Annotated in this window: 19 protein-coding genes and 2 pseudogenes; 10 read left to right on the forward strand and 11 right to left on the reverse strand. The window is 73.9% G+C overall.

All coding sequences use genetic code 11. The features are described 5' to 3' along the window. Positions 1 to 8: 8 nt before the first annotated feature. On the reverse strand, positions 9 to 2,360 hold the full coding sequence (locus tag ACZ434_RS22830) for a hypothetical protein (RefSeq protein ID WP_468458636.1): 2,352 nt from the start codon (positions 2,358 to 2,360) through the stop codon (positions 9 to 11). A 291-nt stretch (positions 2,361 to 2,651) separates the two neighbouring features. Here ACZ434_RS22830 and ACZ434_RS22835 point away from each other — a divergent pair, with 291 nt between their 5' ends. Together ACZ434_RS22835 and ACZ434_RS22840 are read left to right on the forward strand one after the other, a co-directional pair. Then, a complete protein-coding gene (locus tag ACZ434_RS22835) occupies positions 2,652 to 3,491 on the forward strand; it encodes a DeoR/GlpR family DNA-binding transcription regulator (protein WP_468458638.1) in 840 nt (279 codons plus the stop codon). An 86-nt stretch (positions 3,492 to 3,577) separates the two neighbouring features. Next, on the forward strand, positions 3,578 to 4,048 hold the full coding sequence (locus tag ACZ434_RS22840) for an SRPBCC family protein (protein WP_468458640.1): 471 nt from the start codon (positions 3,578 to 3,580) through the stop codon (positions 4,046 to 4,048). A gap of 91 nt (positions 4,049 to 4,139) precedes the next feature. On the opposite strand, the gene cds1 is transcribed toward ACZ434_RS22840, so the two are convergent. Further along, positions 4,140 to 5,264: an L-cysteine desulfhydrase Cds1 gene (cds1, locus tag ACZ434_RS22845; protein WP_468458642.1), complete on the reverse strand. Its 1,125-nt coding sequence runs from the start codon at positions 5,262 to 5,264 to the stop codon at positions 4,140 to 4,142. A 330-nt stretch (positions 5,265 to 5,594) separates the two neighbouring features. On the opposite strand from cds1, the gene ACZ434_RS22850 reads away from it, so the two are divergent. Then, positions 5,595 to 5,918, forward strand: coding sequence for a hypothetical protein (locus ACZ434_RS22850; RefSeq protein WP_468458644.1), 324 nt, complete (start codon positions 5,595 to 5,597; stop codon positions 5,916 to 5,918). 183 nt (positions 5,919 to 6,101) lie between these two features. Then, a complete protein-coding gene (locus tag ACZ434_RS22855) occupies positions 6,102 to 6,647 on the forward strand; it encodes an ATP-binding protein (protein ID WP_468458646.1) in 546 nt (181 codons plus the stop codon). 76 nt (positions 6,648 to 6,723) lie between these two features. On the opposite strand, the gene ACZ434_RS22860 is transcribed toward ACZ434_RS22855, so the two are convergent. The 5 genes and pseudogenes from ACZ434_RS22860 to ACZ434_RS22880 all read right to left on the reverse strand — a co-directional run bounded on the left by ACZ434_RS22860 (position 6,724) and on the right by ACZ434_RS22880 (position 10,224). Beyond that, positions 6,724 to 7,146 (reverse strand): PPOX class F420-dependent oxidoreductase, encoded by a 423-nt coding sequence (locus tag ACZ434_RS22860; protein ID WP_468458648.1) that lies wholly within the window; start codon positions 7,144 to 7,146, stop codon positions 6,724 to 6,726. A gap of 182 nt (positions 7,147 to 7,328) precedes the next feature. Continuing rightward, positions 7,329 to 7,601: pseudogene (locus ACZ434_RS22865) on the reverse strand (NAD(P)-dependent oxidoreductase); the annotation flags it as partial. Between the two features lie 203 nt (positions 7,602 to 7,804). Next, positions 7,805 to 8,251, reverse strand: a pseudogene (locus tag ACZ434_RS22870) (NAD(P)-binding domain-containing protein); the annotation flags it as partial. Between the two features lie 44 nt (positions 8,252 to 8,295). Beyond that, positions 8,296 to 9,537 (reverse strand): ROK family protein, encoded by a 1,242-nt coding sequence (locus ACZ434_RS22875; RefSeq protein ID WP_468458650.1) that lies wholly within the window; start codon positions 9,535 to 9,537, stop codon positions 8,296 to 8,298. 36 nt (positions 9,538 to 9,573) lie between these two features. Continuing rightward, positions 9,574 to 10,224: an alpha-ketoglutarate-dependent dioxygenase AlkB family protein gene (locus ACZ434_RS22880; protein ID WP_468458652.1), complete on the reverse strand. Its 651-nt coding sequence runs from the start codon at positions 10,222 to 10,224 to the stop codon at positions 9,574 to 9,576. Between the two features lie 67 nt (positions 10,225 to 10,291). Between ACZ434_RS22880 and ACZ434_RS22885 the strand changes: the two genes are divergently transcribed. Further along, the gene (locus tag ACZ434_RS22885) at positions 10,292 to 11,425 is read left to right on the forward strand and encodes a methyltransferase (RefSeq protein WP_468458713.1); all 1,134 of its coding nucleotides are present in this window, start codon (positions 10,292 to 10,294) and stop codon (positions 11,423 to 11,425) included. Position 11,426: 1 nt separating this feature from the next. On the opposite strand, the gene ACZ434_RS22890 is transcribed toward ACZ434_RS22885, so the two are convergent. Further along, positions 11,427 to 12,293: a class II fructose-bisphosphate aldolase gene (locus tag ACZ434_RS22890; RefSeq protein WP_468458655.1), complete on the reverse strand. Its 867-nt coding sequence runs from the start codon at positions 12,291 to 12,293 to the stop codon at positions 11,427 to 11,429. Between the two features lie 19 nt (positions 12,294 to 12,312). Beyond that, positions 12,313 to 13,194, reverse strand: a complete 882-nt coding sequence (locus ACZ434_RS22895) for an SIS domain-containing protein (RefSeq protein ID WP_468458657.1) — start codon at positions 13,192 to 13,194, stop codon at positions 12,313 to 12,315. A 329-nt stretch (positions 13,195 to 13,523) separates the two neighbouring features. Here ACZ434_RS22895 and ACZ434_RS22900 point away from each other — a divergent pair, with 329 nt between their 5' ends. Beyond that, positions 13,524 to 15,359: a glycoside hydrolase family 15 protein gene (locus ACZ434_RS22900; RefSeq protein WP_468458659.1), complete on the forward strand. Its 1,836-nt coding sequence runs from the start codon at positions 13,524 to 13,526 to the stop codon at positions 15,357 to 15,359. Between the two features lie 26 nt (positions 15,360 to 15,385). Here ACZ434_RS22900 and ACZ434_RS22905 read toward each other — a convergent pair whose 3' ends face one another. Beyond that, entirely contained in the window at positions 15,386 to 16,357 is a 972-nt protein-coding gene (locus ACZ434_RS22905; protein WP_468458715.1) for a hypothetical protein, read from the reverse strand. Positions 16,358 to 16,741: 384 nt separating this feature from the next. Here ACZ434_RS22905 and ACZ434_RS22910 point away from each other — a divergent pair, with 384 nt between their 5' ends. Next, positions 16,742 to 17,401 (forward strand): phosphatase PAP2 family protein, encoded by a 660-nt coding sequence (locus ACZ434_RS22910; protein WP_468458661.1) that lies wholly within the window; start codon positions 16,742 to 16,744, stop codon positions 17,399 to 17,401. Positions 17,402 to 17,547: 146 nt separating this feature from the next. Here ACZ434_RS22910 and ACZ434_RS22915 read toward each other — a convergent pair whose 3' ends face one another. After that, complete coding sequence (locus ACZ434_RS22915) at positions 17,548 to 18,312, reverse strand: response regulator (protein ID WP_468458663.1); 765 nt, start codon at positions 18,310 to 18,312, stop codon at positions 17,548 to 17,550. Between the two features lie 309 nt (positions 18,313 to 18,621). On the opposite strand from ACZ434_RS22915, the gene ACZ434_RS22920 reads away from it, so the two are divergent. From ACZ434_RS22920 to ACZ434_RS22930, 3 genes are read left to right on the forward strand one after another with little or no spacing between them, the layout of a single operon-like run. Further along, entirely contained in the window at positions 18,622 to 19,605 is a 984-nt protein-coding gene (locus tag ACZ434_RS22920; RefSeq protein ID WP_468458717.1) for a Bug family tripartite tricarboxylate transporter substrate binding protein, read from the forward strand. After that, entirely contained in the window at positions 19,602 to 20,141 is a 540-nt protein-coding gene (locus ACZ434_RS22925) for a tripartite tricarboxylate transporter TctB family protein (RefSeq protein WP_468458665.1), read from the forward strand. Before ACZ434_RS22920 ends, ACZ434_RS22925 begins: the two co-directional genes overlap by 4 nt. A 1-nt stretch (position 20,142) precedes the next feature. After that, positions 20,143 to 21,636 (forward strand): tripartite tricarboxylate transporter permease, encoded by a 1,494-nt coding sequence (locus tag ACZ434_RS22930; protein ID WP_468458667.1) that lies wholly within the window; start codon positions 20,143 to 20,145, stop codon positions 21,634 to 21,636. Positions 21,637 to 21,654: the final 18 nt, after the last annotated feature.

A 21,654-nucleotide genomic window follows, 5' to 3' on the forward strand; every position in this document is an offset into this window, starting at 1 on the left:
CGGCGCGCTCAGGCCGGCGGGCCGTCGCCGGGCTCCTCGGTGTGCCGTGGGGCCGGCACCCCGGGCCGCAGGCGGGCGAGCAGCCGGCGGCGCTCCTCGGCGAACGCCGGATCGGCCTGGTAGTCGGAGTGGCCGTGGATCGGCGCGGGCAGCGGGTGGGTCTCGGTGCGCCCGTAGGCGAGGGGGTCCTGGAGGGCGGGGCGGTCCACGGCGGGGCCGCGGTCGCCGGGCAGCCGGATCGGACCGCCGATGGGGTCGGTGCGGCGGTGGAGGTTGCGCCAGCAGTCGACCTCCTGGTGCAGGAAGCCGAGCGCGTCCGGCCCGAAGTGGGCGGGGAACCAGCGGCCGTAGAGCCGCTCCAGCGGGGAGCCGTAGGTCAGCAGGGCGACCCGTCTGCGGGTGGACGGGGGGAGCTGCCAGGCCGCGGCGGCGGCGAGGACGCTGCCCTGGGAGTGGCCGGAGAGCACCAGCCGTCCTCCGGTGGACCGGGTCCAGGTGGCGATCCGCCAGGTCAGATCGGGCACGGCGCGCTCGGCGTAGCAGGGCGGCGCGAAGGGGTGCGCGGCGCGCGGCCAGAAGGTGCCGACGTCCCACAGGATGCCGATGGTGCGCCGCGCGGAGGCGTCCTTGTAGGCGCGGCGGCCCCAGGTGACGAACAGTATGAAGCCGAGTCCGATCAGCCAGGAGCCCAGCGCCTGCGCGGTCTCGGCCGCGCCGTGGACGACGGCGTACGAGCCGCGCGCGGCCTCCCCCGGGGTCTTGTCGGTGGCGAGGGCGCCGACGAGGGCGCCGGCGCCGAGCACCAGGGTGGCGGCGGAGGTGACGGCGAGGACGCGCGGGCCGCGGTCGGTGAGGGAGGCCATCGCGCGGACGGAGGCGATCCGGCGGGTGCGGCCGGGGTCGCCCGGCTCACCGGCGTACTCGTGCTCGACCGCGGCGCGTTCCGCGCGGGCGATCCGCCAGGCGCGCCGGGCGAGCCAGCAGCACATCACCAGCAGCAGGACCAGCAGCGGGGGGATCACGGAGGCCTGCCAGGTGAGCAGCACCGGCGGCCCGGGCATCGAGGCGCCGGTGCCGTCCAGCCAGTCGGCGACCCGCTGGGAGACACCGCCGGACATCACACCGCCGAGCGCGCAGGCGAGCATGGCGACGGCCGGTCCGGCCAGGCCCCGCATGGCGGCGCGCCGGTCGGGGTCGGTGCGGTGGAGGGCGTGGGCGACCCCGGCGAGGACGATCACGAGCAGGCCCTGTGCGAGGACGAGGGCGCCGAAGGCGGCGTCGCCCGGCAGCCGGCCGGACGACTGCCACCCGGGTCGCTCCCATCCGGCGTACAGCACGGCGAGCACGAGCAGCACGAGGGCGGCCAGGGGCAGGCACCGCACCAGCCGCCGGTCGAGCGCGCTGTCCAGCCGGCGTTCGCTGCGGCCCCGGCGGCAGACCACCCACACCACGGCGCCCGCCCCGGCGGCCAGGACCGCCTCCAGGAGCACACCGAGGACGGCCAGGGCCGCCGGTCCGCCCGGTGCGCGGTCGTACCGGGCGGCGGCCGAGCCGACGGCGGCGGCGACCGTCAGCAGTCCGGCGGCGGTGTGCGCGGCGCGCAGCCGGGAGACCAGGCGCCGGCCGTACCAGAAACCGGGCCGGCCCAGCGCGGTGGGGATGCCGTCCTCCTCGGGCTCGGGGTCCCGGGCCGGCGGCTGCTGGGACTCGTAGGCGCTCCAGGTGCGCCGCGACAGGAACCACAGCAGGCCGGTGAGGGCGGTGGGCACCAGGGCGGCGAGGGCGAGCCTGCGCCCCGGGGCGCTCCACCAGCCGCCGTCGGAGCTCTCCGGCGAGAGGAAGCCCAGCCAGGAGTGCCGGTCGGCGCAGGCGTGGGTGCCGGCGCACTGCCACGCGGTCAGGTCGAGGGCGACCTCGCAGGCGGCCGCGACGAGCAGCACCGTCAGGCTCAGCCCGGTCAGCCGGACCAGCAGGCCGTAGAGCCGGACCGTGCGGCGGCGGCCGCGGGCGGTGGGGCGCATCCAGTGGGCGAGGTTGACCACCATGAAGGGGAGCAGCAGCAGCCACAGGGCGCGGGTGCCGTTGCCGGAGGTGAGGTTGCACCAGACGTAGGCCTCGGGGACGGGGCCCTCGCGGCGCCCGTCGGGCCGGTGTTCCGCGTCGGCGTCGTCGGCGCGGCGGAACACGGCGGCGACGTCGTCACCGGTGATCCGGACCGTGCGCGGGTCGTTGAGCATCTCCTCCGGGGTGGTTCCGCCCACCCCGTGGACCAGGAGCTCCAGGGCCGCCCCCGGCTCCGCGGGCCGGGCGGCGGAACCGCTGTCCCCCTCGGCCGGTCTGTACTGCCGCGCGCTTTCCACCGATTCGCACATCCCCCGTGACACCCCGTCGGCTCCGTCCGTTCGGCCACAGGATCCCCCGTGACGGGACGGGCTCGCACCTCTCGTCACCCAATCTCCCCGATCCGTGCCGGGACAAGCACCGACACGGCACGTCAATGGCATGTTCGCGTCGACCCACCGGTGGCGCCGTCCGGGGGCCGCCGTGCGAGGATGGGACGTCCGCGCACCGGTGCCGGGAGGGAATCCGCTCGTCGCAGTGGGTGTGTGAGGCGTGTCGGAGGGCTTTGCGGCGAAAGGACCGGAGCGTACGTGAGCGAGAATCAGAACCTGCTCGCGGAGCAGCGGCGCACCCTGATCCTCGACGAGGTCCGGCGCCGGGGCGGGGTCCGGGTCAACGAGCTGACCCGCAAGCTCGGCGTGTCGGACATGACGGTCCGCCGCGACCTGGACGCGCTGGCCCGCCAGGGCGTACTGGAGAAGGTGCACGGCGGCGCGGTCCCGCTGGTCGAGGCGAGCACCCACGAACCGGGCTTCGAGGCCAAGTCCGGCCTGGAGCAGACCGCCAAGGAGGACATCGCGCGGGCGGCGGCCGGGCTGGTCGCCCCCGGTGCCGCGATCGCGCTGTCGGGCGGTACGACGACGTACGCGCTGGCGCACCGGCTGATCGACGTCCCCGATCTCACGGTGGTCACCAACTCGGTGCGGGTGGCCGACGTCTTCCACGCGGCGCAGCGCACCTCCGGGCCCCGGCAGGGCGCGGCCACGGTCGTCCTGACGGGCGGGGTGCGCACGCCGTCCGACTCGCTGGTGGGGCCGGTGGCCGACCAGGCCATCGCGGCGCTCCACTTCGATCTGCTGTTCCTCGGGGTGCACGGGATATCGGTCGAGGCGGGGCTGTCGACGCCGAACCTCGCGGAGGCCGAGACCAACCGCCGTCTGGTGCAGTCGGCCCGGCGGGTGGTCGTGATCGCGGATCACACCAAGTGGGGGACGGTGGGCCTCAGTTCGTTCGCGTCCCTGGAGCAGGTGGACACGCTCGTCACCGACTCGGGGCTGCCGGAGGGGGCGCGCGCGGAGGTGTCCGAGCAGCTGCGGCGACTGGTGGTGGCGGGCGAGCCCGAGGACGCCGCGGAGACCGGCGACATCTGACGGGACGCCGGGGGCGACCGCGTCCCGGGTGCCCGTCCGCCCGTCCTTGAGGTCCGAAGTCGGCGTCCGTCCAGGGGGATACGTCCATGGCCCACCGTCTGCGCCCCGTGGGGCACGAGTTCGTGGCAGCGGCACCCGTCCGTCTGCTCTTCGACCGGGAGATGTCCGCCCCGCCGGAGCGGGTCTTCCGCGCACTGGCCGAGGACGTGACCGGCTGGTCGCAGTGGTTCGGGACGGTCACCCTGGCCCGCCCTCTCGACGGCGGCGCGGGGCGGGAGATCCGCCTGCTGGGCGGGGCCCGGTTCCGGGAGACGGTCCTGGTGACGAAGGCACCCGAGGTGTACGCCTATCGCGTGGACGTGACCAATGTGCCGGGTGCCCGCGCACTGGCCGAGGAGTGGCGGCTCGTCCCGGCCGGGACGGGCACGCGGATCCGCTGGACGATGGCGGCCGACGGCACGGCGCCGTTCCGGCTCGCGCTGGGGGCCGCCCGGCCGGGGCTGGCGGGGTCGTTCCGCTCCGCGGTGGCCTCCCTGGACCGGCGGCTCGCACGGTAGTCGCGCCGCGACCGCCTCGGGTCCCCCGGCGGAGGTGCGGAACGATCCGCTCGTCCTCCGCATGACCCGTCGTCCGGCCCGGACCCGGACGTCAGCCGGGCCAGACGCCCGTCCGCAGCAGCGACTCGACCGCCGCCGAGTACGGGGCGATGTCCAGGCCCTGCTCGGCCAGCCAGGCGTCCGAGTAGTACTTGTCCAGGTACCGGTCCCCCGGATCGCACAGCAGCGTCACCACGCTCCCCCGTCTGCCCTCCGCGACCATCTCCGCGACGAGCTTCAGCGCGCCCCACAGTCCGGTGCCGGTGGAACCGCCCGCCTTGCGGCCGATGACGCCCTCCAGCGCCCGCACGGCCGCGACACTGGCCGCGTCGGGCACCTTCATCATCCGGTCGATCGCGCCGGGCACGAAGCTCGGCTCCATACGCGGCCGGCCGATGCCCTCGATCCGGGAGCCGCGGACACAGGCGACGTCCGGGTCACCGGTCGTCCAGCCCTCGAAGAAACACGAGTTCTCGGGGTCGGCCACACAGATGCGGGTGTCGTACTGCATGTAGTGGACGTAGCGCGCCAGGGTCGCCGAGGTGCCGCCGGTGCCGGCCGTGGCGACGATCCACGCGGGCTCCGGGAACCGTTCCAGCTCCAGCTGACGGAAGATCGATTCGGCGATGTTGTTGTTGCCCCGCCAGTCCGTGGCCCGTTCGGCGTAGGTGAACTGGTCCATGTAGTGGCCGCCGGTCTCCGCCGCGAGGGCGGCGGAGGCCTCGTACATCGTGCGGGGGTCGTCCACGAAGTGGCACCGCCCGCCGTGGAACTCGATCAGACGGCACTTCTCGGCGCTCGTCGTGCGCGGCATGACCGCGATGAAGGGCACGCCGATCAGCTGGGCGAAGTATGCCTCCGACACGGCCGTGGAGCCGCTGGATGCCTCGATCACCGGGCGGCCCGGACGGATCCAGCCATTGCACAGCGCGTACAGGAAGAGCGAACGGGCCAGCCGGTGCTTGAGACTGCCGGTCGGGTGGGTCGACTCGTCCTTCAGATAGAGGTCGATGCCCCACCGCTCGGGCAGCGGGAAGCGCAGCAGATGGGTGTCGGCCGAGCGGTTGGCGTCGGCCTGGACCCTGCGCACGGCCTCCTTCAGCCAGCCCCGGTAGGCGGAGTCGCTGTGGTCGACGTCGAGGGTGGCGCCGGTCGGGGTCGGTTGGGGAGTGCTCACGACAGGGCTCCTTACGCTGAGCGCCGACGGCGTCCCGCGCGGCCGGTACCCCGATCATAGGCATCATCCACACCGCCTCTCACCTGCATAAACAGTACTTTGGGCGACTCAAAGGACCCCTGGGGCGCACGGGGCGCGGAGGAGGGGGGCGCATTGGCGCGAGTGCTCCCCCTGCGCCGGGGAACGGGGACGCGTGCACTGGTGCTCGGCGGCAGGTGGGGGCAGACTGCACCGGCGGGAGCAAGGCACACCGGATCCGGGCAGGATCCTGGCAGGAGCCGGCCCGCGGAGCACGGTCCGGCACACCGACGCGCAGAGGGGGCGGGTGGCATGGCGGAGCCGGAGTTCACGGCCACGGGCGTGCGGATCGGCACACGGCTGCGTTCGCTCACCCGGGCCGGACAGGTCCGGATCAGCGGCGGCCGGCTGGAGCTGCTCACCAGCTACGGCAGCGAGATAGACAGCGCGCCGGTGCAGGCCGTCCGCGCGGCCAAGCCGTGGTTCGCGCCCGAGGACCGGGCGCTCGCGGACCTCAACGGCAACCGGTACCTGCTCACTCTCGGTGACCACGACCCGGCGCCGGGTGAGCCCGGCCCGCCGGCGGCCCGCCGTTTCATCGAGGCCGTCCGCCGGGCGTCGGGGCGCGGCGCCTGAGATGTCCGCGAGTTGCGCCACCCCATCCACTGCGTCACGCTGGTCTCACGTCACTCTGGGTTTACCGGCGATAACGCTGCGAACCAGCCCGCCGGCCACGACAGCAGGCGGCAGCGTCACGCAGGCGCCCTGCTGGATCCGTACTCCGTGTTCTTCCGGACCTCACGTCGGGGAGTCGCAGCCGTGATCAGTCACCCAAGCAGGCACTGCACGGTGGAGCTCCAAGCCCTGCCGTCGCGGATCGGCCAGGTCCGCAGAATCGTATCTGCGCAGTTGCGCTACTGGCATATGGATTCGCTGATAGACCGGGCCTCGCTCGGTGTGACAGAGCTGTTGTCCAACGTCCACCGGCATGCCCAGCCCGACAAGACGTGCACCGTCGAGATGGAGCTGCTGCTCGACCGGCTCAAGGTCTCGGTGTACGACCACGATCCGCGTCTGCCGGTCGTGGAGGACGCCGGACCGCTCGCCACCTGCGGACGCGGGCTGGCGATGGTGGCCGCGATGAGCGAGAGCTGGGGCGCGGTGCCGGACGGCGAGGCCGGCAAGGTCGTGTGGTTCACGCTGCCGGCACCGTCCGCGGACGCCCCGGTGGCCTGGGACCGGCGCCCGCGGCTCGCGGCCGCCGAGTCCGCGGACCACCGGTTCGCGGAGGTCGCGTTCGTCGAGCACACCCCCGAGTCCCACCACCCCGAACGGGCCCCGGCCCGCTCGACCGTCCCCGGCTGACGGACGGTGGGGCACCCCCGCCGCTTCCGCGGGCAGTCGTGTCCCCGGTGCCCTCGGGCGCCGGGGACACCGGGGGTCAGCCGGACGCCTGGTCGCTGTCCTTCAGGGCGCCCCAGCCGTGCCAGCGCTCGACCTCGACCCAGCCGCTCACCCTGGCCCGCTCACGGTCGGGGTAGGGGTCGCCCGTGTAGTGCCGGGACAGGCGGTCGATGTCGGTCAGGGCCTCGTCGTCGTAGAGCTCGGCCACGCGGCCGATCAGGGTGACATGGGTGTACCAGTCGTCCCCGGACAGGACGGTGAGGGTGACGCGCGGGTCACGGCGGACGTGCTTCAGACGCACCCGGCCCCCGTCGAAGTTGATCAGTGCGCGGCCGTCCTCCCAGAGGTACCAGGTGGGGGTGGACACCGGCGCGCCGTCGGAACGCAGGGTGGCCATGACGCAGGGGTTGGGCTCGCGCAGGAGGGCGTGGGCCTCGGGCGGCAGTGGGGGCTTGGACACTACGGTCTCCTCGGTGTCTGGACGGTGGGGGGTGGAGGCGGGTGCTCCGGCGGAGCGAGCGGGCCCGTCGTGGAAGCCGGCGTGGCAGGCCGCCGCCCTGTCTCGTCGCCGTGGCCCCGGCCGGCGGCCCGCTCCCCTCGTTCGGCGACGGCGGCGACGTCCGGGCGGGCGTCGTGCCGTTCACCGGCCCGCACGATCAGTCTGGCGTCCTTCGCGGCGGTCGTCGCGGCGAACGGGGCCGGAGTGAGCCGCCCGTCGAGGACCGGCCCGGCCCTGGCGCACGGACGGCCCGTGTCGGGGAGACATCGAGGGCTTCGGCCGGGGCGAGGGTCTCGCCGACGGCGGCGGTGGCCGCGACCACCCGGCTGTCGGCGACGAGCTTCGGACGTGTCGCGCCGGCCGTCGCCCGCGTCCTCGCCCGTCCACACGGTGCGGGCGCCCACCGCGTCGAACACCCCTGGTGCGGTGACGGCCGCGGACTTCAAGCCCGCCCAGCTCCGGCTCACCGCTCGGCTCGGCCTGGCCATCCCGCCGACGCTGGTGACCAACGACGTCGAGCAGGCGCGGAAGTTCGCCGCCGGGCACGGGCGGATCATCTACAAGACGTTCCGCGGCCTGCCCCGGGACGAGGACGGGCACACCGGAGCGATCCGGGCCCAGGGGGACACCTGTTCCGGCGCTCGGCGGGTCCGGCGGCGAGCGCCGTCGGCCGTCCGGCCTCGGCGGGCTCGCGGGTGCGCGGCACCGGGGCGTCGTAGAGGTGCCGCCCGTGCTCACGGGCGAAGCCGGCCAGTTCGGCGACGCTCTCGACGCCCGCGGTGCCGGACTGCGCCCCGACCGTTCCGGGGCGCAGGGCGGGGGCGGCCCGGCGTGTCGTCTCCGGGGTGGCGTCACCGTCGTACGGCACGGTGAGCGCGAGGCCGGCGGACTCGACCGCCTCGGCGGGGGTGCCGGCGATGTGTACGTGGTCGGCGGCGAGCGGTTCGGCCTCGGCACGGGTGCGGTTCCGGGCCCGGGCGGTGTGACCCGCGCGGGCGGGGTTCCGGGCCATCGCCGCGCCCATGATGCCGGTGCTCAGGACGCCGGCGGTGAGCCGGTCGGTCATGTGGTCCCTCTTGTGTGCGCCTGGTGTGTGCGCCTGGTGCGAGATCACTGGCCGAGTGTTCCCAGAGGGTCGTCCAGCACCGGCTGCCAGGCCAGTTCCGCCGCGCCGACCAGGCTGTTGTGGTCCAGGGTGCAGGCGAGGATCGGGACGCCGCCGCTGCGGCCCCACAGGCTGCGGTCGGCGACGACGGCGCGCAGCCGGTCCGGGTCGGCCTCCAGCAGGGTGCGGTGCAGGCCGCCGAGGATGATCCGGTCCGGGTTGAGGATGTTGACCAGTCCGGCGAGGCCGAGGCCGAGCCGGTCGATGAGGGACTCGGTGGCGCCGCGCACGTCCGGGTCGTCGTACTGCCCGCGGATCAGGTCGTCGGCCTGCTTCAGCAGGGACATCTCGGGGCCCGGCGCGCGCCCCGCCGCGGTGAGCAGGGCCAGCGGGTCCGCCTCGACGTCGAGGCAGCCGCGGCCGCCGCAGTGGCAGGGACGGCCCTCGGGGTTCACGGCGAGGTGGCCGACCTCCAGGGCCAGACCCGAACTCCCCGAGTGCAGACGGCCGTCGAGCACCAGCGCCCCGCCCACACCACGGTGGCCGGTGGCCACGCACAGCAGGTCGCGGGAGCCCCGCCCGGCGCCGTGCCGGTGTTCGGCGAGGGCGGCGAGGTTGACGTCGTTGGCCGCGAAGGCGGGCCCCCGCAGCCCGGCCGCGCGCACCTGTTCGGCGAAGATCTCCCGCACCGGGGCTCCGGGCGGCCAGGCCAGGTGCAGCGGGTTGAGGGCGAGCCCTTCCGGTTCGGCCACCGCCGACGGCACGGCGAGTCCGGCGCCCACGCACCGCCGTCCGGTCTCCCGCAGCAGTTCGGCGCCGGCCGCGACGACGGAGCCGAGCACCTTCGCCGGGTCGGCGTCGACGACCTCGCAGCCGGGTGCCGTGGCGACGATACGGCCGCCGAGCCCGACGAGCGCCGCGCGGAAACCGTCGGAGTGCACCTGCGCGGCGAGCGCCACGGGACCGTCCTCCGCGACGGAGAGCCGGTGCGAGGGCCGCCCCTGCGAGCCGGCCGCCGCGCCGGGCCGGGCGTCCACCCTGATCAGGCCGAGCGCCTCCAGTTCGGCGGCGACCGCGCCGGCCGTCGCGCGGGTCACGCCGAGCTCGGCGGTGAGCACCGCGCGGGTCGGTGCGCGCCCGGTGTGCACGAGCTCCAGCGCGGGTCCGAGCGCGCCACGCCCCCGGTCCAGCCGCGTCCTCGAGGTGGTCCCATCCCCCGCCGGCCGGGGGTCCGCCTTCCCGCTCATGAGGGCGAGTCTCCCATGATCCGCAAGCGGCGCGGACTACAGGCCGCTGACCCGCAGCGTGATGTTCAGCCGCCCGGTCAGCCCCAACTCCGGCGGTCCGGTGCCTCCGTGCACCCGGGGCACGCCGTGGTACGCGAACCGGGACGGCCCGCCGAAGACGAACAGGTCACCGCTGCGCAGCTCCACGTCCGTGTACGGGCGGGCCCGCGTCCCGGGGTTGCCGAAGCGGAAGACGCAGGTGTCGCCGAGGCTCACCGACACCACGGGGGCGTCCGCTCTCTCGTCGCCGTCGCGGTGCATGCCCATACGGGCGTCGGCGTCGTAGAAGTTGACCAGCGCGATGTCGTACGCGGCCGTGCGCGCGGCGTTCCGGCCCAGCGCGTCGGTCACCGCGCGGCGGCCCAGTTCGGCGAGGCGCCCGGGGAAGGGCTTCACCGGCGCGCCGTCGCCGTCGACGACGGTGCGGGCATAGCCGTACGGGTACCAGTGCCATCCGAGGCACACCTGCCGGGCGGTCATGGTGCCGCCGCCGGGTGTGCGGACGACACGGAGCCCGGCGGGCGGCCGGGCCCACTCGCGGCAGTGGCCGACCAGCTCCCGCTGCTCACGCGCGTCCAGCCAGTCCGGCACGTGCACCGCGCCCGGCGCGATCTCGGTCCGTCCCCTGGGGAACAGCTCGGCGTCCATGCCTCCCATCCTCCCCGACGGGGCCCGGCCGCCGCTCGGATAGCCTGGTCGGACGATGAACGACCGTATGACGACTCCGTGGGGCGGCCCGGTGCTGACCCGGTTCCCCGAGGATCCGCGGGACAGGCTGCGTGCCTGGGACGCGTCCGACGAGTATCTCCTCCGGCATCTCGCCGACGACCGGGTCCCGCTGTCCGGCACGGTCGTGGTCGTCGGCGACCGCTGGGGCGCGCTGGTCACGGCGCTGGCGGAACACCGGCCGACGCAGATCACCGACTCCTGGCTCGGACAGGAGGCGACCCGCGCCAACCTGGCCCGCAACGGTGTGGAGCCCGGCACGGTCCGGCTGCTCACCACGCAGGATCCCCCGCCGGAGCGAATCGACGTGCTGCTCGTCCGGGTGCCGAAGAGCCTGGCGCTGCTGGAGGACCAGTTGCTGCGGCTGGCGCCCGCGGTCCACGCGGACACGGTCGTCGTCGGCACCGGCATGGTGAAGGAGATCCACACCTCGACGCTGAACCTCTTCGAGCGGATCCTCGGCCCGACCAGGACCTCGCTCGCCGAGAGGAAGGCGCGGCTGATCCTCTGCACACCCGGTCCCGCGCAGGCCCGCCCCGCCAGCCCCTGGCCGTACCGCTACACGCTCCCCGACGGCATCGGCCCGGTCTCCGGGCGGACGGTCGTCAACCACGCCGGGGTGTTCTGCGCGGACCGTCTCGACATCGGCACCCGGTTCTTCCTGCGGCATCTGCCCGCCGGCCGGGACGGCGGCCGGGTGGTGGACCTGGGCTGCGGGAACGGCGTCGTCGGCACCGCTGTGGCACTGGCCGATCCGCGGGCCGAGGTGCTGTTCGTGGACGAGTCCTTCCAGGCGGTGGCGTCCGCGGAGGCCACCTACCGGGCGAACGGCGTGCCCGGGCGCGCCGAGTTCCGGGTCGGCGACGGCCTGTCGGGCGTACCGGCCGGCAGCGTCGACCTGGTGCTCAACAACCCGCCCTTCCACTCCCACCAGGCGACCACCGACACCACGGCCCGGCGCATGTTCACCGACGCCCGCCGCGCCCTGCGCCCGGGCGGCGAGCTGTGGGTGATCGGCAACCGGCACCTGGGGTACCACGTGAAACTGCGCCGGCTGTTCGGCAACAGCGAAGTGGTGGCGAGCGACCCGAAGTTCGTGGTGCTGAAGGCTGTGAAGCGGTAGCTCAGGACGGCACGGGAACCGGGCCGAGCGCCCGGATGATCCCCGCCACCGCCCGGGTCATCGCCTCCCGGCCCACCGTGAGGTAGCCGCGGGAGTCGACGGCGGCGGGGTGGGCGGTGAGGTACTCCCTGATGGCGCCGGTCATGGCGATGTTCAGGGCGGTTCCGACGTTGACCTTGGCGATGCCGCCGGTGACGGCGGCGGCGAGTTCGCCGTCGGGGAGGCCGGAGGAGCCGTGCAGGACGAGGGGGACATCCACGGCGGCGGCCAGCCGTTCGAGGAGGGCGTGGTCGACGGTGGCGGTGCGGGTGGTCATGGCGTGGGTGGTGCCGACGGCGACGGCGAGGGCGTCCACACCGGAGTCGGCGACGAAGGCGCGCGCCTGGCCGGGGTCGGTACGGGCACCGGGGGCGTGGGGGTCCGGGGCGGGCTCGCCGTCCTTGCCGCCGATCTCCCCCAACTCCGCCTCGATCCACAGCCCTTGGGCGTGGGCCCAGTCGACGGCGGCCCGGGTCGCGGCGAGGTTGTCGGCGTAGGGCAGCCGGGCGGCGTCGTACATCACGGAGGAGAAGCCCGCGTCCGGGGCCCGGCGCAGCAGGGCGTCGCTCCGCACGTGGTCGAGGTGGAGCGCGACGGGGACGGCGGCGCTTTCGGCGGCGGTGACGGCGGCGCGGGCGAGCGGGAGCAGCCGGCCGTGGCGGAACGCGACGGCGTTCTCGCTGACCTGGAGGACGACGGGGGCGTTCACCGACTCGGCGCCGGCGATGACCGCCTCGACGTGTTCGAGGGTGATGATGTTGAACGAGGCGACCGCCGAACGGCCGGCGGCGGCACGGGCGACGAGTTCGCCTGTGGTGGCGAGGGACACGGTCGGTCCTTTCCGGCGGTCAGGGGGCGAGGACGACCGAGCGGGTGAGGTGGCGGGGCCGGTCGGGGTCCAGGCCGCGGGCCGCGGCGACGGCGACCGCGAGCCGCTGGGCGCGCACGAGTTCGGCGAGCGGATCGAGGGCACCCTCGATCCACCGTGCGCCGGTGGCGCGGACCTGCGCGGCCAGTCCGTGCGGTGCGTCGCCGAACATCCAGGTCGCGGTGCCGGAGGTGCTGACGCTGATGGGGCCGTGCCGGTACTCCATGGCCGGGTAGGCCTCCGTCCAGGCCAGTGCGGCCTCGCGCATCTTCAGGCCGGCCTCGTTGGCCAGCCCGACGGTCCAGCCGCGGCCGAGGAAGGTGAACTGGGCGCAGTCGGCGAGCCCTTCGGGCAGCGGGGTGTCCAGGGCCGTGCGGGCGTCCGCGACGACCGTGTCGGTGTGCAGGCCCAGGTGGGCGCGGAGCAGGGTGAGGGCGGTGGTGGCGAACCGGGTCTGTACGACGGAGCGTTCGTCCGCGTAGTCGAGGACGACGGTCTCGTCGGCGAGGGACGTCACGGGGGTGGCCGGGTCGGCGGTGAGCGCGGTGGTGCGGGTGCCGCCCTTCAACCGGCCGAGCAGGTCGAGGACTTCGGTGGTGGTGCCGGAGCGGGTGAGGGCGACGACCCGGTCGTAGGCGCGGTGGTGCGGGAACTCGGAGGCGGCGAAGGCGTCGCTCTCGCCCTGGCCCGCGCCCTCCCGCAGGGCGGCCGCGGCCTGCGCCATGTAGTACGACGTGCCGCAGCCGACCAGTGCGATCCGCTCCCCCGGCGCCGGCAGGGCGGGTGCGTGTGTCCCGGCCTGCCCCGCGGCGCGCTGCCAGCACTCGGGCTGGCTGTTCAGTTCGTCCTCGACATGGGCCATGGGCCACCCCACCCGCTCGATGATTGTTCTTGCAAGATAGAGCCGAGTTTCGAGCAGAATCAAGCATCATGCGGCCGGCATCCGTGGAACGGGGTCGGTCGAGGGCTGGGCCGCACGGTGGTCGCGGCCCTGCACGAGGAAGGTCGTGGACTCGTCCACCAGGAGGTACGGCGTCTCCTGGGCCGGCACCATCGCCCCCGGGGGCGTACCTCCGGGGCGGAGCGGGCACCGGCCCCGGAGCGACGGGAAGCCCCTGGCCGGTCCGGGTCCTAGGCTGGACGGACGGGCGGTACACGCCCTGACGCGTGCCGCCGGTCAGGGAGGCTGCGATGGACGGGACAGCCGGGAAACGCGACACCGCCGCCGAGCCGCGGCACCTGCCGATCGCCGATCACGGGCTGATCGGCGACCTGCGCAGCGCGGCCCTGGTGGGCACGGACGGCACCATCGACTGGTACTGCTGCCCGTCCTTCGACTCGCCGAGCGTGTTCGCCGCGATCCTGGACGCCGAGCGGGGCGGCTGCTTCGAGCTGGCCGCGGCCGTGCCGGCCCACACCAAGCAGTTCTACTTCCCCGACACCAACGTCCTGATCACCCGGTTCTACACCGAGGACGGGGTCGGTGAGGTGCAGGACTTCATCCCCACCGACGGCGAATCCGCCACGGACCGCCCGCACCGGCTGATCCGGCGGGTGCTGTGCGTCCGCGGCTCCCTGTCCTTCCGGGCCCGGGTGGCCCCCCGCTTCGGCTACGGCGCCCACCCGCACACCCTGCGGCTGACCGGTGACGTCGCGGTCTTCGCGTCCCGGGACCTGTCCCTCGCGCTCACGGCGACCGTCCCGCTGGAGGCCGACGGGGAGGACGTGCGGGCCGCGTTCGCGCTGGCCGAGGGCGAGACGGCGGTGCTCACCCTGGACCAGTCCGACGGGAACGTGCCGCCGGACCGGTGCGAGTGCGGGGAGGCGGAGCGGGAGTTCGCCGCGACGGTGGCGTACTGGAGGCGCTGGCTGTCCTCCTCGCGGTACCGGGGGCGCTGGCGGGAGATGGTGCACCGCTCCGCCCTGACGCTGAAACTGCTGACCTACGCGCCGACGGGCGCGATCGTGGCGGCGCCCACGACCAGCCTGCCCGAGGACATCGGCGGGGAACGCAACTGGGACTACCGGTACGTGTGGGTGCGCGACGCGGCGTTCTGCGTGTACGCGCTGCTGCGGCTGGGATTCACCGAGGAGGCGGAGGCGTTCATGGCGTTCGTCTCCCGGCACATCAGCCCGGGCGACGACAAGCCCTCCGGACCGCTGCAGATCATGTACGGCATCGACGGCCGTACCAACCTCACCGAGCACGAACTCGGCCATCTGGAGGGCCACCTCGGCTCGGCGCCGGTCAGGATCGGCAACGGCGCGGCCGACCAGCTTCAGCTCGACATCTACGGGGCGCTGATCGACTCGATCTATCTGTACGACAAGTGGGCCGAGCCGGTCTCCAGCGAGCAGTGGGACCATGTGACGGCGCTGGTGGACTGGGTGTGCGCGCACTGGGACCAGCCCGACGAGGGCATCTGGGAGACGCGCGGCGGACGGAGGAGGTTCCTGTACTCCCGGCTGATGTGCTGGGTGGCGATCGAGCGGGCCGTCCGCATGGCCCACCAGCGCGGTCTGCCCGCCGACCTGCCCCGGTGGCGGGCGAGCCGTGACACCATCTACCGGCGGATCATGAGCGACGGCTGGTCCCCGGCGCGGCAGGCGTTCGTTCAGCACGAGGAGACGGACGTGCTGGACGCCGCGGTGCTGATGATGCCGATGGCGAAGTTCATCGCGCCGACCGATCCCAAGTGGCTCTCCACGCTCGACTCCCTCACCGAGGAGCTGGTGTCCGACTCGCTGGTCTACCGCTACGACCCCCGGACGAGCCCCGACGGCATGCACGGCGACGAGGGCACGTTCTCCATCTGCTCGTTCTGGTACGTCGAGGCGCTGACCCGGGCCGGGCGGCTGGACGAGGCGGCCCTCGCCTTCGAGAAGATGCTGACCTACGGCAATCACCTCGGGCTGTACGCCGAGCAGATCGGTCACACCGGGGAGCAGCGGGGCAACTTCCCGCAGGCCTTCACACACCTCTCCCTGATCAGCGCCGCCTTCAATCTGGACCGCGCCCTGGGCTGAGGACCAGTGCCCGTGGCCACCGAGGCTCAGTGACCGTGCCCGTCGGTGTGCTCCGGCGTGCCGTCCGCGGGCGTCGGCGCGTCCGTCGCCGCCGCCGCACCGGCGCGGACCGTGAACGCCGCGGTGCGGACGACTCCGTCGTGCTTGAAGTCCAGGAACAGCCGGTAGCTGCCACCGCTGGGCGCGGTGGCCGTGAAGGACACCTCGGGGCCGGGCTCGGTGCGGCCGTCACCGGGTTCGCCGTGCGGATGAACGTGCAGGTAGGCGAGGTCTCCGGCGCGCAGGGCGACGAGGTGGCCGTAGGCGCCGAGGTAGGGCTGGAGGTCGGTGACCGGCTTGCCGTCACGCGAGACGCGCAGACCCAGTTCGCTCGCCCGGCCCGGCTTCAGCGTGCCGGTCAGCTCGACGTCGTAGCCGTCGACCCGGGCCGTGCGGTCGGCCGGCGGGAGTTCCTGCGGCCGGTAGGAGCCGGAGACGGCCAGGTCCGCGCCGAGGGTGAGGTTCTCGGCACCCTTCTTCGCCGGGGTGAAGTCGGCGAGGACCCGGTAACCGCCGGCCCGGGGCAGGTCGACGGGGACGCTCCAGGTGCCGTCGGCCGCGCGGGTGGGGTGCAGATGGCGGTAGGTGAGCAGATCGCGTGAGGCGACGATCAGATGGAGTTCCTTGTCGTGCTCGCGGCGGTACTCGGTCAGGGCCCGCCCGTCGTCGTCCCGCACGGTGAAGCGCAGGTCGGTGCGGCTTCCGGTGGTGACCGCCGGGGTCCGCAGGTCGAGGGTGTATCCGCCCTCGGAGATCTGGAGCCCGCCGGCCGGGGGCCCGTCGTGCCCGGTGTGCCCGCCCTTGTCCTCCACCTCCGGGGAGGGCGACGCGTGCCGTTCGTCGTGCGCGGGCGCACGCTCCGCGACGACCGGGTCGAGGCTCTCACCGATGCCGTAGGCCGTCCCGAAGGTGGCGGCCAGGGCGGCGGCGAACGCGGTGATCTTCAGTCCGGTGTGCATGACCGTCTCCTCGAGGAACAGGGGCGTGCGGCTCACTCCGAGCCGATCCATACAGCTCACAATACCCCCAGGGGGTACCTAGTCAAGTCTTTCGGCCCCTTGGGACGGATACGGGCCGGGGGTATACGGAAGCCGGCCCCCGAGGACGTCGTCGCCGGGGTCCTGCCGCAGAGCGAGGGGGACGTGGTCGAGCGGCTCCGGGCCGGGCTCCCCCGGTCTTCGTGGCCGGCAACTCCCTGCGCCCGCAGGCCTTCCGGGCCGGCTGATCCGCCGGGGGCGGGGGCGGGCGGGCTGCCCGTGTGGTTCTTGCGTACCGTGGGCACCTGGTGATTCCCGCACCAGGTGCGGGTACGCCACTCCACGACGCCACCGCGGGAGAGACAGATGAGCGAGCCGCCCACCACCGACCAGGACGTCACCCGTCCGCTCACCCGGCCGGTACCGGCCGCCGACGGACTGCGCAGGGTCGCCTCCGCGGTCCTCGGCGACCTCAGGGCGGTGGACGGCGCCCTGTACGCGGCGGTCGCGGCCACTCCGACACCGACCCTGGACCGGGCGCTGCGCCGCCTCTCCCACACGGCGGACCACTCGAAGATCTCGTTCACCATCGCCGGTGCGCTCGCCCTGGCCGGGTCCCGCCCGCGCCGGGCGGCGCTCGCCGGGGTCGGGGCCATAGCGGTGGCGTCGGCGTCGGCGAACCTGCTGGGCAAGCGTCTGGTGCGCAGGGCCCGCCCGGACCGGGAGGCGGCGCGGGTGACCGTGGACCGGCATGTACCGATGCCGACGTCGGCGTCGTTCCCCTCCGGGCACACGGCGTCGGCGGTGGCGTTCGCGACAGCGGTCGGGACGGTGCTGCCCGCCGCGTCCGTGCCGCTGGGGGCGCTGGCGGGGGCGGTCGGCTACTCCCGTATCCACACGGGCGTCCATTATCCGGGCGATGTGGCGGCGGGGGCCGTGCTGGGCATCGCCAGCGCGGCGACCGCCCTGGCGGTGGCGTCGGCACGCTTCCCGGCGTCGTTCGCACGGGGCGTCCGGCGCGGCTGAGACGGTCGCCGTCCCGCTGGGAACGCCGGGGAGGACGGGCGGCGGTCGCGTACGCCGCCGCGCATGTACGGCCCGGGCCCGTCGTTCGGATCACGGTGCCGGCGAGGCAGCGCCCGTGTGCTGCGGCATGTTCCGAACGACGGGCCCTACGCCCGCGCCCCGCCGCCGGCGCGGAGCGCTCCGCCCGCCCCCACGAACCGGTACCGGCGTTCGGGCCGCCCCGTCGCCCCGTACCGCAACGACACCTCCGCGCTCCCCACGGTGTGGAAGTACTCCAGATACCGACGCGCGCTGACCCGCGAAACCCCCGTCAGACCGGCGCACTCGGTCGCCGACAGGCTGCCGTCCGCCGCCCGCAGGGTGCGTTCGATCAGCCCCGCGGTCTCCGCGCTCATGCCCTTGGGCAGCACCGGTGACACCGGTCCGGCCGCCGCCCCCGCCAGTACGCGGTCGACGTCGGCCTGCCCCCGGACCACCGTGTCGAGCATCCGCCCGCGCTGGAGGGCGTACCGCTCGAGCCGCCCCCGCAGGTCCTCGAAGTCGAACGGCTTGAGCAGATAGTCGACCACCCCCTGCCGTACCGCACCGCGCACCGCGTCCGCCTCCCGGGCGGCGCTGATGACCATCACGTCGCAGTCGTGCCCGGCGGTGCGCAGCCGGGGGATGACGTCCAGACCGAACACATCGGGCAGGTAGAGGTCGAGCAGCACCAGGTCGGGCCGCAGTTCGTCCACGGCCGCGAGGGCCTGCTCACCGGTGCCGGCCACCCCGACCACCCGGAACACGTCGAGGCGTTCGACGTAGGCCCGGTGCACCCGGGCCACCCGGAAGTCGTCGTCGACCACGAGCACGCCGATCGCGTCGTCGGTCACGGGCATGGGGCGCTCGCTGTCGATCCGCGTGCTCGTCATGGGGTCCGCTCCTTACGCCACCGCGTCGGTGAGGTGGCCTCGAGCCGCCCATCATGGCGCCCACCTGCGGTGGAGGAAAGAGATCCGCACCACGGGTCCGCTGCGCGGACGCACCCCGCACCGCGCGCGCTCCCCGCGGACACACCCCCGGCACCCCCGCTGACGCAATGACCACAACCTCCATTGGTTCCGCAAGCGCGACAGCCCACCGGGGCGCGGGCACCATGTGGCCCACGCCGGCCCACGTCGCCCTCCCCCGCACGGGGCCCGGCCCGATCCCAGACGACCGACCGACAGGTGGTGGCACTCGTGCGCCTGCGCACACCCCTCGCCCTGCTCGGGGCCGCCGTGCTCGTACTCGTGGGCCCGCCCCTGCTCACGACGGGCAGCGGCGCCGAGAGCGGCACACGCATCCCCGGCCTGCGCTTCATGGTCCCCAACTCGCCCGGCGGAGGCTACGACATCACCGCCCGCACGGCCGCGAAGAACGCCGAGGACGCCGGACTCACCCACGGCATCGAGGTGTTCAACCTGCCGGGCGCCGGCGGCACCGTCGGACTGAGCCGGCTGGTGAGCGAGCACGGCAACGGCAGGCTCGCGATGTCGATGGGCCTCGGCGTCGTCGGCGCCGTGCGGTCCAACGACGCGCCCAAGACGCTCGCGGACACCACTCCCATCGCCCGGCTCACCGAGGAGCAGGACGTCGTCGTGGTCGGGAAGGACTCCCCGTACAAGACGATCGACGATCTGATCGGCGCCTGGAAGGACGATCCCGGCAGGCATCCGGTGGGCGGCGGGTCCTCCCCCGGCGGGCCCGACCATCTCGCGCCGATGCTGATGGCGCGGGCGGCCGGGATCCCGCCGAAGCAGGTCAACTACATCCCCTTCGACGGCGGCGGTGAACTGCTCGCGTCGATCCTCGGCAACAAGGTGACCTTCGGTGTCTCCGGTGTCGGTGAGTACCTCGACCAGATCAACTCCGGTGAGCTGCGGCTGCTCGCGGTCACCGGCCCGGAGCGGGTCGCGGGACTCGACGCGCCCACGCTCCAGGAGGCGGGCTACGACGTGAGCTTCACCAACTGGCGGGGCATCGTCGCCCCGCCCGGCCTCACGGACGCCGAGCGCACCAAACTCGTGCGCCTCGTGGAGGAGTTGCACGACTCGAAGGAGTGGCGGGAGTCGATGAAGCGCAACGGCTGGGACGACGCGTTCCTGACCGGCGAGGAGTTCGGTGAGTTCCTGGACGCGGAGGACGAGCGCGTGGTCTCGGTACTGAAGGAGCTCGGCCTGTGACGACACCGACCACCGGCACCACCCCGGCGCCCGCCGCCGAACGGCGCTCCTGGCTCCGCGACCACTCCGAACTCGGCGTCTGCGTCCTGCTGCTGGCCCTGGGCGTGCTGCTGCTGACCGACGCGCTCACCATGGACGTCGACATCACCCAGCGCGGTCCGGTCGGCCCGAGGACCGTGCCCGTCGTCGTCGGCACCGGCCTGCTCGTCGTGGCCGCGCTGCTCGCGGTCGACGTGCTGCGCGGCGGCCGGGGCCGGGCCGAGACCGGCGAGGACGTCGATCTGTCCGAACCCGCCGACTGGCGCACGGTGTTGCTGCTCACGGGAGTGTTCCTCGGGGCCGCCGTGCTCATCGAGCCGCTCGGATTCCCGGTGGCGGGGGCGCTGTTGTTCTGGGGCGCGGCCTTCGCGCTCGGCAGCCGCAGGTTCGACCGTGACCCGCTGATCGCGGCGGTGGTCTCGCTCGTCACCTACGCCGTGTTCAACAACCTGCTCGGGGTGCCGCTGCCCGGCGGTCCGCTGATGGGAGCAGAGTGACATGGACGCCTTCAACTCCCTTCTGGACGGCTTCGGTACGGCCCTCACCCCGCTCAATCTGCTCTGGGCCGCCGTGGGTGTGCTGCTCGGCACGGCGATCGGGGTGCTGCCCGGCATCGGCCCGGCGATGGCGGTGGCGCTGCTGCTGCCGGTGACGTACGGGCTCGACCCGACCGGCGCGTTCATCATGTTCGCGGGGATCTACTACGGCGCGATGTTCGGCGGCTCGACCACCTCCATCCTGCTGAACACACCCGGTGAGAGTGCGGCCGTGGTCGCGGCCATGGAGGGCAACCCCATGGCCAAGGCGGGGCGCGGCTCGCAGGCCCTCGCGGCCGCCGCGATCGGGCACTTCGCGGGCGGCATGGTGGGCACGATCCTGCTCGTGGTGCTGGCGCCGACGGTCGCCGATCTCGCGGTGGGCATCGGCGCCCCCGACTACTTCGCCATCATGGTGCTGGCGTTCATCGCCGTGACGTCGGTGCTCGGCTCCTCCCGGATCCGCGGCCTGGCCTCGCTGCTGATCGGCCTGGCCATCGGCCTGGTGGGCCTGGACCAGATGACCGGCCAGCAGCGGCTGACGTTCGGTTCGCTGCAACTCGCGGACGGCATCGACGTGGTGATCGTCGCGGTCGGTCTGTTCGCCATCGGCGAGGCGCTCTGGGTGGCCGCGCATCTGCGGCGCCGGCCGCCGGACCCGATCCCGGTGGGCCGCCCGTGGCTGGGCCGCGCCGACGTGCGGCGCACCTGGAAGTCCTGGGCGCGTGGCCCGTTCATCGGCTTCCCGTTCGGAGCGATCCCGGCGGGCGGGGCGGAGATCCCGACCTTCCTGTCGTACGTCACGGAGAAGCGGCTGTCGAAGCACAAGGACGAGTGGGGCAAGGGCGCCATCGAGGGGGTCGCGGGTCCGGAGTCGGCGGCGTCGGCCTCGGCGGCGGGCACGCTGGTGTCGATGCTGACCCTGGGCCTGCCGACCACGGCGGTCGCGGCGGTGATGCTGGCCGCGTTCCAGCAGTACGGCATCCAGCCGGGCCCGCTGCTCTTCGAACGCGAACCGGACCTGGTGTGGGGCCTGATCGCCTCACTGTTCGTGGGCATGGTGCTGCTGCTCGCCCTCAACCTGCCGCTGGCACCGGTGTGGGCGAAGCTGCTGCGCATTCCGCGGCCGTACCTGTACGCGGGAATCATGTTCTTCGCGGCGGTGGGCGCGTACGCGGTCGGCGGTGAGGTGATCGACCTGGTGCTGCTGCTGATCATCGGCCTGATCGGTTTCGGCATGCGGCGCTACGGCCTGCCGGTGCTGCCCGCCGTCATCGGGGTCATCCTCGGCCCGGCCGCCGAGCAGCAGCTGCGGCGCGCGCTGCAGATCAGCGACGGCAGCGTCACCGGCCTGGTCGACACTCCCTTCTCGGTGATCGTCTACACGGTGGTGGTGCTGCTGCTCGCCTGGCCGCTGGTGCGCCGGGTGCTGCCCCGGAAGGGCGCCCGGACCTGATCTAACGGTGCCCGTACG

Source organism: Streptomyces sp. NPDC030893 (assembly GCF_055571535.1).